Origin of the sequence: Flavobacterium gelidicaeli (genome assembly GCF_013294005.1) — a bacterium.
Lineage (GTDB): Bacteria > Bacteroidota > Bacteroidia > Flavobacteriales > Flavobacteriaceae > Flavobacterium.
On the sequence record NZ_JABSNK010000004.1, the window covers coordinates 133,475 to 145,788 of the forward strand.

The window sequence follows — 12,314 nt, forward strand, 5'->3', positions numbered from 1 at the left end:
TTTTGATAAAAACACCTCTTGTTTCTATAATAATCCCTTGCTATAATGACTGGCAGTATGTTGAGCAAGCTGTTAATTCAGCTTTAGATCAAACTTATTCTAACATAGAGGTCATTGTTGTAGATGATGGATCAAATACTAAAACAAAAGAAGTCCTAAAAAAAGTCGCGTCTCGAGTTACAAAGTTAATTACGCAAGAAAACCTGGGGCAAAGCACTGCTAGAAACCAAGGGATTCAAGTGTCAAAAGGGGAGTATATTTTAGTTTTAGATAGTGATGATTTTTTTGAAACCAGTTTTTGTGAAAAAGCGATACCATTATTTTTCGCAAATGATGATATTAAAATTGTTAGCTGTATGGCAAATCGTTTGTATGACAATGGTGATAGAAATATTTTTTCACCCTCTGGAGGTACAATAGTTAATTTTTTACAAGAAAATCAGGCGTTAGGAACCTCAATGTTTACAAAAAAAGATTGGTTATTGTGTGGTGGATATGATGAAGAAATGCGAAATGGATTTGAAGATTGGGAATTTTTTATTAGAATTTTAAAAGACAGAGGGAGAGCTTACATAATTCAAGAACCATTATATAATTATAGAAGAAGGTCTAATTCTACATCAACTATAGCAAACTTTAAAAAATATGACCTATTGAAATATATTTATAATAAGCATCAAGAACTATACAAGAAAAATTTTGAAACCTTCGTAACTCATCTATTGTTTAACATAGAAAGAGAAGAAAAAGAAAAGATTAAAAATACGCAACGATTAGAATTTAGAATCGGAACTGCCGTTTTGAAGCCTTTTCGGATTATTAAATCAATTTTTAATTAATGGAACCTTTAGTTACAATACTTTTAGCAACACATAATCGTCAGCACCTTATAAGCCAAACTTTAGAATCAATATTAGCTCAGACTTATTCTAATTGGGAATGTATAATTGTTGATGATTTTTCAACTGATTCTACAAAAGAGATTATTGATTGTTTCATAAAGAAAGACGGGAGGTTCTTTTATTATTTGAAGTCTAAAGAATATAAGCAGGGACTTCCTGAAACTAGGAATTTTGGATTAGATATAGCAGAGTATCGCAATGCTAAATACATACAATTTTTTGACGACGACGATATAATGCATCCAGAAAAGTTAAAAAAGCAAATGGATATATTTGTTAGCAATACAGAGATTGAAATTGTAAACTGTAAGTATCAAGGATTTCAAGGGGATTTTGAATTATCTAGTCATGTTTACGTGGGAGAGATGAATGTAAATAGCGAAAATTTATCGGAAGATTTTTTATTACGCAAAATTAGAATTCATTCCATAGGTCCTATTTTTAAATTTAATTTATTTGAAGGAATTCGATTTGATGCTGAGCTAAATTATTATGCGGAAGAAGAAGAACTTTATTTAAGATTATTTTTTTTAAAAAAACCAAAATATTTTGCGGTAAATGAGTTTTTGTTTTTCTATCGTCATCATGGTAATAGTATTACGGCAAGCAAAGATAATAGTCTACATAAAATTGGGTCAATTGTAAGAATGTATCAAAAATTATGGGATTTTTTAGCTGAAAAAAAAATATTAAATCAAAAGTCAATTATTTTTTTTGTGAAATATTTTTTGTTTTATCATTATGATTATTCTTATTTGAACAAAATTAAAAGTTATTTGAAATTAAATTTTCAAATTGGGTTTTTATTTAAAAAAAAAATGCAATTTTTATTTTTTGTTCACGGTATATATATAAAAATAATTAACAAAACTATATTAAGGTGAGGGTAGGCGTAAATCCAGAAAAAAGCAAAGGAGAAAGAAATAGTAAGAAGCTACATCGGGTAATTGTAGTTTTTTATATACCTAATAGCACGGATGAATATTACGAGCAAAGCATTATTGTTTTAAATCATTGTTTAGAATCACTAACTAAAACAATTAATTTTGATACAACTTGTATTACGCTCATCAATAATAATTCTACTATTGAAGTCGAACTAACAATAAATAAGTATATCAATAAAAAGCTAATTGATAAGTACGTTCTTTATTCCGAAAATAAAGGGAAAGTATATGCGATCATGAATGAATTAAAGGGGATTTATGAGCCATTCGTAACTATTTCAGATGGTGATATTTTATTCATAAAAGGTTGGGAGAAAGCGGTATTCAATGTTTATAAAAACTTTGATATGGCTGGTGTAGTTGCTCCATTGCCTTGTTCTAATCTAGCGCTTAATCATAATAGCTCTGTTTTTTTTGACAAAACTTTATCATTATCGATAAACAAAAGTAAAATAGTAACAGATTTGGATTGTGATCTTTATTTAGAGGGATTAGGTAATACATCTCTTTTAAGTAGAAATAATAGAAGTTTTAATTGGAGAACGCATCAATATTATATTAAAAATACAAATACAATAGCTATATTAGGTGCAGGGCATTTTGTAGCAACATATAGAACAGCATTGATTAATAAAATAAATGATTATCCAGAATTTAAATTCTTCAATGGATATGAGGATAAATTTATAGATAATAAAGCTGATGAGAAAGGGTATTATAGACTGTCTTTATCTAAAACATTTGCCTATCATATGGGGAATCGACTAGATAATAATATAACTAGTTTAAAAAAAAATGAAGGAGATTATATTGAACATAAAGATTTTGAAGGACTTGAATTAGCTATAAAAAAAAGATACACTCCTTATTGGTTTAGATCAATCGTTTTTAGAGTAGTGAAAAAAATAGTAAAACTATAGTCATGAAAATCCTTATCTGTTTTGGTACACGACCGGAAGCTATCAAAATGGCACCACTTTACCACGAATTACTGCAAAATAATTTTGAGGTTAAAGTATGTGTGACAGCTCAACATCGTCAAATGTTAGATCAGGTTTTGGATTTCTTTAATATTTCACCAGATTATGACCTTGATTTAATGCAACCAAATCAAACATTAAATGGGTTGAGCTCTCGAATCCTTTCGGAAATGGATATTGTTTTGAGCTTAGAAAAACCAGATTTAGTTTTGGTGCATGGTGATACTACCTCTTCGGCAATGATAGCTTTGGCAGCGTTTCATTTGGGAATTAAAATAGGGCATATTGAAGCGGGTTTACGAACCTACAACAAACAAGCACCTTTTCCAGAAGAAATCAATCGTCAAATTACGAGTAAAATTGCTGATCTTCATTTTACACCAACAAGCGCAGCTACTCAAAACTTATTAATGGAAGGAATTGCTTCAATATCAATTGTTGAAACGGGTAATACTGTTATTGATGCATTGTTATGGACTATAAATAAAATTCAAGATAAGAAATATGTGCTAGATGAAATTGAAGCGTTACGATTAAAACTAAATAGTAATAAAAAAATAGTATTAGTCACAGGACACCGTAGAGAGAACTTTGGTGAAGGAATAAAGAACCTTTGCGCAGCATTACTAGAAATTGCCCAGCGTGAAGATGTTATTGTTGTTTATCCCGTACATTTGAATCCTAATGTAAAAGTGGTTGTTCATGAGTTGTTATCACAACAGCAAAATATACTATTAATTCCTCCTGTATCGTATCCTACTTTTGTTTGGTTGATGCAACAATCTTTTTTGATTGTTACCGATTCAGGTGGTATTCAAGAAGAAGCTCCCACTTTAGGGAAACCAGTAGTTGTAACACGATCAGTTTCAGAGCGACCAGAAGGAGTAATTGCAGGTTTTTCGACTTTAGTTGGTACCAATCGTATTAAAATTGTAAAGGCAATAAATACTATTTTGGATAACTTTAATGGTTTTGACAACCAAGACAACCCCTATGGAGTAGGCAAAGCATCAGTACAAATTGTCGATTACTTACTTAAGCAGCAGTAATAGTGTATTTATTGAAAAGTCTCGTTTAATGGAAGTGTTTGATTTCAGTAAATATTCCCTTCAATAAAACTAAGAACCACATGGATTAGCTATAATTGTAATTATTTTACCCAATCATACGTATAAATTGTTGAAGTATTTAATTAGAATAAGGTTTTATAATATATATACTAATTTAGTGTCTAATAATAAAAATAATGAGAATACTAGTCGTAGTTGATTCAATAAATATTGAAGACAGTAGTGGTTCTAAAGCTAATGTTGCATTTATTCAGAACTTAATTGCTGGAGGTTTTGAGGTCTTGGTTTATCACTACACTCTAAAAAACATCCAATTACCATCTATTGCCACTTATGCTATACCAGAAATAAAATACAGTCCTTTATATTTTTTAAGCCGAATGCAACGCGTTATACAACGAAATTTTAAGGTTAATATGGCTCCTTTTTTAGAAGGATTATTCGGTTTTTCCTTCACTTTCTTTAATGATACTAAGAGTATTGTTAAGGCTTTGAAAAAATGTGATTTCATTCCAGACTTAATACTTACATTAAGTAAAGGAGCCAGCTTTAGACCACATTATGCAGTTTTACAATTACCTCAATTTCATGGTAAATGGATGGCTTATGTTCATGATCCGTATCCCTTTCATTTCTATCCGCGCCCTTATAATTGGATAGAAACTAGTTACAAAAAAAAAGAAAAATTCTTTACAAAAGTTTCTGAAAAAGCTCAATATAGTGCTTTTCCAAGTTTGTTATTAAAGGAATGGATGGGGAGTTATTATCCCAACTTTTTAAAAACAGGTGTGTTGATTCCACATCAAAATGCGAAACAAGAAATACAAGATATAATACTTCCAGAATATTTTGACTTAAGGAAATTTACTGTTTTGCATGCGGGGAATTTGATGAAACAGCGTTCTCCGCTAGGTTTACTTGAAGGATTTAAGTTGTTTTTGAAACAAAATCCAGCAGCTATTCAAGACTCAAAATTGATTTTATTAGGAAATGCATTTTATCATTCTGACATGCTTGCATCGTACGACAAAGACAATTCAGAGATGTATATTTATGATAGAAATATACCATTTGACACCGTTTATACCTTGCAGCAAAAGGTTACTGTTAATGTTATTTTGGAATCAAAATCAGAAATTAGTCCCTTTCTTCCTGCAAAGTTTCCGCATTGTGTTGAAGCGAATAAAGCCATACTTTCATTAGCACCGTATTATAGCGAAACAAAGCGCTTATTAGGGAATGATTATCCGTATTGGGCTGAAGTAGATGATGTCAATAAAATTGCAGGTATTTTTAGTGTAATGTATCAATTATGGAAACAAAATCCAGACCAACTTCTTTTAAATAGAAAGGATTTAGTTGAGTATTTGTCTGTAGCTAATTTGCAGAAAATAATTTGTGGATAGCTAAATAATTAAAGATTTATGTTAAATTCAATATTTTCAATCCTCATTACTACTAAAAACAGAAAAGAAGATTTACGATTAACACTAAGTAAAATCCAACATTTATTCTTGCTGGATAACGTAAATTGTGTTGTTTATGATGATGGTTCTACTGATGGTACCTTTCTCTTTGTTAAAAATAATTTTCCGGATGTTATTCTTTATAGAAATGAAATTTCTAAAGGGTATTTATATTGCAGGAATAAGATGCTGAATGAAAATAAAACTGATTATGCGATATCACTTGACGATGATGCTCATTTTTTGACTGAAAATCCTTTGTTTTTAATTGAAAATTATTTTAAATCGAATCCCCAATGTGGTTTGATAGCTTTCAGGATTTACTGGGGAACAACGATTCCTGATAATTTAATTTCTAAGGATGTTAGTTGCCGAGTCCAAAGTTTTGTAGGATGCGCCCATGTATGGAATATGCAGGCTTGGCGTGCTATACCTAATTATCCTGAATGGTTTGTTTTTTATGGTGAAGAGGATTTTGCTTCGTATCAATTGTTTAAAAAGAATTGGGAAATTAGTTATTTGCCTGATGTACTCGTAAATCATAGGGTGGATATGAAGCTACGAAAGAAAAATGATGACTATCATATTCGTTTAAGGAGCTCATTACGCTCTGGATGGTTTTTATTTTTATTGTTTTATCCTGCAGCAGTTATTCCTAGAAAGATTGCGTATTCAATTTGGATTCAATTTACTACAAAAGTTCTAAAAGGGGATTGGAGGGTTTTTAAAATAATAGGGATCGTGCTAATTGATGTATTAAAAAATGGTTTTAAGATATTAAAAAACAGGAATAAACTAACTGCAACGGAGTATGTTGCTTATCAAAGTCTAGCGCCAGCAAAAATATATTGGGTACCAGAAATTCAAACTACTTAAAGGCAAAGTTTAATGAAAACAATCGTGATAATCCCTGCGCGTGGTGGTTCTAAAAGACTCACAAATAAAAACAATCTGTTGCTAGGAGGGATTCCCTTATTAGCGCACAGTATTTTATATGCCCAAAATAATTTAAAATTCATTGACGCGATCTATGTTACTACAAATGATGAAGCTGTCAAAAAAACTGCAATTCATTATGGAGTTAAAGTCATTGATAGACCAGAAAGTTTGTCAGGTGATCATGAACCTACAGTATCGGCATTAAAACATGCGCTTGCAACAATAGAGCACAAAGTTGAAAATGTTATTTTATTACAACCAACAAATCCGCTTCGAACTGAAAATTTATTAGAAGATGCTTTTACTACTTTTGAATCAAAACAGTGTGATAGTTTGTTTACGGTAACTAGAAATCAAGATAAATTGGGAAAAATAATAGATGAAAAGTTTGTTCCGTTTAATTATGAAATAGGACAAAGGAGTCAAGATTTAGCCCCTTTATTTTATGAAAATGGTTTGCTATATATTACAAAAGCGGCGCTAATTGCTAAAGGTATAATTATTTCTGAAAATGCCTTTCCGTTAGAAGTAAATCATATTTTTGCAAATGTTGATATAGATACTCTGGAGGATTTAGAGTATGCGGAATATTTAATAAAAAAAGTGTCTCGACTGCGCTCGACATGACAAAGTAAAACAGTTGTCAGCTCGAGCGCAATCGAGCGGCATAACTTATAACGTATTTTATGAACCCCTATATAGAAATTGCAGGAAGAAAAATAGGACCCGATTTTCCACCTTTGGTTATTGCCGAGATTGGTATTAATCATGAGGGTTCCTTGGCAGTAGCCAAAGAAATGGTTGATGCTGCAAAACGCGCAGGAGTTGAGGTGGTCAAACACCAAACCCATATCGTTGCCGATGAAATGAGTGGTGCCGCAAAGAAAGTCATTCCAGGGAATGCCACCGTATCTATTTATGAAATTATGGAACGCTGTTCTCTAAACGAAAGTGACGAACTCGAATTGAAAAATTATGTCGAAAGCAAAGGTATGCTATTTATTTCGACTCCATTTTCTAGAGCTGCCGCTGATCGATTAGAAAAGTTTGGTGTGCAAGCTTATAAAATTGGTTCGGGAGAGTGTAATAATTATCCTTTGCTAGAGCACATCGCTTCGTTTGGGAAACCAGTGATTTTAAGTACTGGAATGAATACCATTGAAAGTGTCGCAAAAGCAGTAGCGATTTTTGATAAACAGAATGTTCCTGTAGCGCTGTTGCATACTACTAATTTATATCCAACACCCATACATTTGGTTCGTTTTGGTGCTATGACGCAACTACATGACGCCTTTCCAGACAAAGTTTTTGGATTGTCAGATCATACCTTAAATAACAATGCGTGTTTGGGTGCAGTAGCCTTAGGAGCAAGTGTTTTAGAACGTCATTTTACGGATATGATGCAACGCACAGGTCCAGATATTGTGTGTAGCATGGACGAAAATGCTTGTGCAGATTTAATTATTAGTTCTAACGAAATTTGGCAAATGCGTGGTGGTAGTAAAGAACCAGCTAAAGAGGAGCAGGTTACGATTGATTTTGCTTTTGCTACGGTATGTACAATTAAGCCAATAAAAAAAGGAGAAGTACTGAGTATGGAAAATATTTGGGTAAAACGCCCTGGAACTGGTGAAATTTTAGCAATTCATTTTAATGAGTTGTTAGGTAAAATTGCTTTGAGGGATATTAATAATGATGAGCAGTTAAAATTTGAAGATTTCGAATAAAAGGGGCTTCGACTCCGCTCAGCCTGACAGTAGGGTATGAAACAACGTTTGTCAATTCGAGCGGAGTCGAGAATGTTGTTTAGATGAAACGTGATTTGAAAAAGGGGCTTCGACTCCGCTCAACCTGACAGTTGGGTATGAAAAAACGATTGTCAATTCGAGCGCAGTCGAGAATCTAGTTTAGATGAAACGTAATTTGATAAAGGGGCTTCGACTTCGCTTTGCCTAACAGTTGGGTATGAAACAACGTTTGTCAATTCGAGCGGAGTCGAGAATCGGGTTAATTGAAACGTGATTTGTTAAACAAGGGCTTCGACTCCGCTCAGTCTAACAATGGGGTTGCCAATTAGGAACTTAATGTCGATTCGAGTTGAGAATATTATTAATTTAATAAATACTCAAATGAAATTATACTACGTTTACTTATTGAAATGCAAAGATGATTCTTATTATGTTGGATTTTCTTCAAATCTTGAAAAAAGAGTTGTAGAACACAATGCAGGGAAATATCGTGATGCATATACTTATAAACGCAGACCAGTAAATTTAGTTTGGTTTCAGGATTTTACAGATCCTAGTCAAGCAATTGTTTTTGAAAAGAAAATAAAAAAATGGAGCAGGGCAAAGAAGGAGGCACTGATAAATGATGATTTTAATCTGTTGCCTTTGTTGTCACAATGTAAAAACGAATCACATTCCAAAAACAAGGGTTTAGACTCCGCTCAACCAGACAGTGAGGTATGAAATAATGTTTGTCAATTCGAGCGTAGTCGAGAATATTATTTAATTGAGATATGAATTGATGAATAATGGCTTCGACTCCGCTCAACCTGACAGCGAGGTTGAAATAACGTTTGTCAATTCGAGCGGAGTCGAGAATCGGGTTAATCGAAAAGTGAATTTGATAAAAAGGCTTCGACTCCGCTCAACCTGACAGTAGGGTATGAAATAACATTTGTCAATTCGAGCGGAGTCGAGAATCTAGTTTAGATGAAACGTAATTTGATAAAAGGGCTTCGACTCCGCTCAGCCTGACATTAGTAAATGAAAAAACAATTGTCAATTCGAGCGGAGTCGAGAATCTAGCTAAATGAAAAACGTAATTACACGAAAGCGCTTCGACTCCTTTCCACTGACAATCGTGATTGAAAAAATAAATTAATGAAAAAAATAATATTCTTAACAGGTACTCGAGCTGATTTTGGTAAAATAAAATCACTAATTTCCATTTTGGATGTGCACCCTAGCTTTGAGGTTTTTGTTTTCGTAACGGGGATGCATTTGCAAATGGAATATGGGTATACTTTGTTAGAAATTGAACGTTGCAATTTTAAGAACATTCATACTTTTGATAATCATACCCATGAAACTACCATGGATTTGACTTTGGCAAAAACCATCGAGGGCCTTTCAAGTTATACTAAAAAAGTGGTGCCTGATTTAATTGTAGTGCATGGTGATCGTGTGGAGACATTAGCAGGTGCAATAGTGGGTTCTTTAAATAATATTTTAGTGGCACACATTGAAGGTGGCGAACTATCAGGAACTGTCGATGAATTAATCAGACACAGTGTAAGTAAATTGAGCCATATTCATTTTGTTTCGAATGATGAAGCGGCGAAGCGTTTATTGCAAATGGGTGAAACCGAATCTTCTATTTTTACTATTGGTTCTCCGGATATTGATATTATGTTCTCAGATAAGCTTCCGAATTTGAGTGTTGCAAAAGAATATTACCAAATTGATTTTGAAAAATTTGCTATTGTGATGTTTCATCCTGTAACAACGGAGTCACAACAAATGAAAGAATATGCTACTAACTTTGTTAGTAGTTTACTAGCGGATGATCATAATTATATCGTGATTTACCCCAACAATGATTTAGGGAGTCGTTTTATTATGGAACAGTATGAAAGACTAAAAGAGCATAAACGCTTTAGAGTTTTTCCATCGTTGCGTTTTGAATATTTCTTGACTTTACTTAAAAATTCACAATTTATAATTGGTAATAGTAGTGCAGGAATTAGAGAAGCACCTTACTACAATATTCCAATAATTAATGTAGGTACGCGTCAGCAAAATAGAGCAGTACATGCTGATATTGTTAATATTGACTATAGTGAAGCGAGCATCAATAGCGCATTAAAAACAATTGATAATTATAAATCAGATCATACTACAGCTAATTTTGGAACAGGAAATAGCACACAACTGTTTTTAGATTCCATGAAGAATGGAAAACTATGGGCTATCAATCATCAAAAACAATTTAGAGAGTTATATAATGAACAATAAAAAGATTTTCATTCTTCTTCCTGACGGAATAGGTTTGCGCAATTTTGCCTATACGAACTTTCATAAGTTAGGTTGTGATAAAGAGTTTGAAGTTGTTTATTGGAACGGAACTCCTTTTGAGTTGTCTACAATGGGATATAACGAAATTAAAATTGAGAACGCCAAACCACATCCTTTTACGACAATTTATAAAAATGCACGTCAACAAATAGAACTTGATTTAAATTGTAAAAAAACTAGTGATAAAACGTACAATGCTTATCGTTTTGTGCAAAATAATAACGGGATCAAAAACAAACTAAAGAAAATACTTTTAAATTCAATTATAAAAAATAATTCTTCAGAAAAAGGACTAATAAAGGTTAGAAATAAAATTCTTGAAAAAGAAAAGCAAACTGATTTTTATAAGGAGTGTTTAGAGACATTAAAAAAAGAAAAACCAGATTTAGTTTTTTGTACAAATCAAAGACATACAGTTTCTATAGCGCCAATACTAGCTGCTCAATCTTTAGGGATTCCTACTGTAGCATTTATTTTTTCATGGGATAATTTACCAAAGGCGACAATGGTCATAGAAACAGACTATTATTGCGTATGGAGTGAAAATATGAAAAAAGAACTCTTATTCTATTATCCATATATAAAAGAAGCGCAAATCTTCATCACTGGATCTCCTCAATTTGAACCACATTTTGATGAGAATAAGAAGTTGTCTAAAGAAGTCTTTTTCAAAGAAAATAAACTAGATCTTAATAAAAAATACATTTGCTATTCAGGTGATGATGTAACTACTTGTCCAGATGATCATCACTATTTAGCAGATGTGGCAGCTGCGGTAAAAAAATTGAATAGTAAAGGTTATAATTTAGGAATAATCTTTCGAAGATGTCCTGTAGATTTTTCTAAACGGTATGATACTATACTTGAAAAATACAGTGATGTTATCGTTCCTTTAGCGCCTCTATGGAAAAAAATAGGTGCCGATTGGGGAAGTATTTTACCAACTAAGCAAGATTTAGATTTACAAATAAATACGATTACACATACAGAAATGGTAATTAACTTAGGGTCTTCAATGGTATTTGATTTTGCTACTAATAAAAAAGCCTGCGGTTTTATTAATTACGATGTTAATGATAAAGTGAAAAAAGATTGGTTTGTAAAAAACATCTATGAATTCATTCATTTTAGATCAATGCCTAGTAAAGAGGCTGTTTTTTGGTTAGATAATGCTAATGAAATTGAATATAAAATTAAAGAGGTTTTAGATAATCCATCAACATTAATTAAGTCTGAAGCACAACATTGGTTTGAAATTGTAAACCAACATCCTGCGAATGAAGCTTCAAAAAGAATCTGGCAAGCAATAGCTGAAATTTGTAATAAATAAAAATGCTAAAAGAAACTATTTTATCTGATTATAAGAGGTGCGGTATTACTCAACTTGGATTTAAAACAATACTTAAAACCTTTGTCATCATGCCTAATCCGGGTTTGAAATTCATGACAATTTTTCGTTTAACTCAATACTATAGAAGGCGTAACAGATTGTTGTTTTATTTCTTTTTTATATGGTTGCAAAGACTAAAAGTTAGATATGGTTTTGATATTTCGTACAGAACAAAAATAGGGGAAGGATTTTATATTGGTCACTTTGGCGGTATTGTGATTCACGGAGATACGATTATTGGCGATAATTGTAATATTTCACAAGGAATAACTTTTGGAGTTAGTAATTATGGCAAAAATAAAGGCGTTCCTACCTTAGGTAATAATGTTTTTGTAGGGCCCGGTGCCTGCGTTTTTGGAAACATTACCATAGGAGATCATGTTACAATAGGTGCGAATGCAGTAGTTACTAAAAGTGTTTCAAGTCATTTTTCAGTAATTTCTCCAGAAGCAATAGTAATAGAAAAAGATCTTTCGCCATTTTATATTCATAATACAAATGTGTAATTAAAAGGTTTATTTTTGCGCCTTCAATTTAG

The 12,314-nt window shown here is 32.2% G+C and carries 12 protein-coding genes; all 12 read left to right on the forward strand.

Features of this window, described 5'->3' with window-relative positions; genetic code table 11:
* The first annotated feature begins 2 nt into the window (after positions 1 to 2).
* The 12 genes from HNP99_RS07310 to HNP99_RS07365 all read left to right on the forward strand — a co-directional run bounded on the left by HNP99_RS07310 (position 3) and on the right by HNP99_RS07365 (position 12,282).
* Positions 3 to 839, forward strand: coding sequence for a glycosyltransferase (locus tag HNP99_RS07310; RefSeq protein ID WP_217424400.1), 837 nt, complete (start codon positions 3 to 5; stop codon positions 837 to 839).
* Positions 839 to 1,786, forward strand: a complete 948-nt coding sequence (locus tag HNP99_RS07315; RefSeq protein ID WP_173852725.1) for a glycosyltransferase family 2 protein — start codon at positions 839 to 841, stop codon at positions 1,784 to 1,786. Before HNP99_RS07310 ends, HNP99_RS07315 begins: the two co-directional genes overlap by 1 nt.
* On the forward strand, positions 1,783 to 2,769 hold the full coding sequence (locus tag HNP99_RS07320) for a glycosyltransferase family A protein (RefSeq protein ID WP_173852726.1): 987 nt from the start codon (positions 1,783 to 1,785) through the stop codon (positions 2,767 to 2,769). Before HNP99_RS07315 ends, HNP99_RS07320 begins: the two co-directional genes overlap by 4 nt.
* 2 nt (positions 2,770 to 2,771) lie before the next feature.
* Entirely contained in the window at positions 2,772 to 3,878 is a 1,107-nt protein-coding gene (wecB, locus tag HNP99_RS07325; protein WP_173852727.1) for a non-hydrolyzing UDP-N-acetylglucosamine 2-epimerase, read from the forward strand.
* Positions 3,879 to 4,075: 197 nt separating this feature from the next.
* Positions 4,076 to 5,305 (forward strand): UDP-glycosyltransferase, encoded by a 1,230-nt coding sequence (locus HNP99_RS07330; RefSeq protein WP_173852728.1) that lies wholly within the window; start codon positions 4,076 to 4,078, stop codon positions 5,303 to 5,305.
* Between the two features lie 18 nt (positions 5,306 to 5,323).
* Positions 5,324 to 6,241 carry a glycosyltransferase family 2 protein gene (locus HNP99_RS07335; RefSeq protein ID WP_173852729.1) on the forward strand — a complete coding sequence of 306 codons (918 nt, stop codon included), beginning with the start codon at positions 5,324 to 5,326 and terminating at the stop codon, positions 6,239 to 6,241.
* 12 nt (positions 6,242 to 6,253) lie between these two features.
* Positions 6,254 to 6,931, forward strand: a complete 678-nt coding sequence (locus HNP99_RS07340; protein ID WP_173852730.1) for an acylneuraminate cytidylyltransferase family protein — start codon at positions 6,254 to 6,256, stop codon at positions 6,929 to 6,931.
* 59 nt (positions 6,932 to 6,990) lie between these two features.
* Positions 6,991 to 8,031: an N-acetylneuraminate synthase family protein gene (locus HNP99_RS07345; protein WP_173852731.1), complete on the forward strand. Its 1,041-nt coding sequence runs from the start codon at positions 6,991 to 6,993 to the stop codon at positions 8,029 to 8,031.
* A gap of 402 nt (positions 8,032 to 8,433) precedes the next feature.
* Positions 8,434 to 8,775, forward strand: a complete 342-nt coding sequence (locus HNP99_RS07350) for a GIY-YIG nuclease family protein (RefSeq protein WP_173852732.1) — start codon at positions 8,434 to 8,436, stop codon at positions 8,773 to 8,775.
* A 417-nt stretch (positions 8,776 to 9,192) separates the two neighbouring features.
* On the forward strand, positions 9,193 to 10,326 hold the full coding sequence (gene neuC / locus HNP99_RS07355; RefSeq protein WP_173852733.1) for a UDP-N-acetylglucosamine 2-epimerase: 1,134 nt from the start codon (positions 9,193 to 9,195) through the stop codon (positions 10,324 to 10,326).
* Entirely contained in the window at positions 10,316 to 11,716 is a 1,401-nt protein-coding gene (locus tag HNP99_RS07360; RefSeq protein ID WP_173852734.1) for a UDP-glycosyltransferase, read from the forward strand. The genes neuC and HNP99_RS07360 overlap by 11 nt, the downstream gene beginning before the upstream one ends.
* Before the next feature lie 2 nt (positions 11,717 to 11,718).
* Positions 11,719 to 12,282: a serine O-acetyltransferase gene (locus tag HNP99_RS07365; protein ID WP_173852735.1), complete on the forward strand. Its 564-nt coding sequence runs from the start codon at positions 11,719 to 11,721 to the stop codon at positions 12,280 to 12,282.
* Positions 12,283 to 12,314 lie beyond the last annotated feature (32 nt).

Coding starts and splice junctions, on each gene's coding strand:
- HNP99_RS07315 (WP_173852725.1), top strand. CDS start 839: ATGGAACCTTTAGTTACAATACTTTTAGCAACACATAATCGTCAGCAC.
- HNP99_RS07330 (WP_173852728.1), top strand. CDS start 4,076: ATGAGAATACTAGTCGTAGTTGATTCAATAAATATTGAAGACAGTAGT.
- neuC (WP_173852733.1), top strand. CDS start 9,193: ATGAAAAAAATAATATTCTTAACAGGTACTCGAGCTGATTTTGGTAAA.
- HNP99_RS07340 (WP_173852730.1), top strand. CDS start 6,254: ATGAAAACAATCGTGATAATCCCTGCGCGTGGTGGTTCTAAAAGACTC.
- HNP99_RS07345 (WP_173852731.1), top strand. CDS start 6,991: ATGAACCCCTATATAGAAATTGCAGGAAGAAAAATAGGACCCGATTTT.
- HNP99_RS07350 (WP_173852732.1), top strand. CDS start 8,434: ATGAAATTATACTACGTTTACTTATTGAAATGCAAAGATGATTCTTAT.
- HNP99_RS07360 (WP_173852734.1), top strand. CDS start 10,316: ATGAACAATAAAAAGATTTTCATTCTTCTTCCTGACGGAATAGGTTTG.
- HNP99_RS07365 (WP_173852735.1), top strand. CDS start 11,719: ATGCTAAAAGAAACTATTTTATCTGATTATAAGAGGTGCGGTATTACT.
- wecB (WP_173852727.1), top strand. CDS start 2,772: ATGAAAATCCTTATCTGTTTTGGTACACGACCGGAAGCTATCAAAATG.
- HNP99_RS07335 (WP_173852729.1), top strand. CDS start 5,324: ATGTTAAATTCAATATTTTCAATCCTCATTACTACTAAAAACAGAAAA.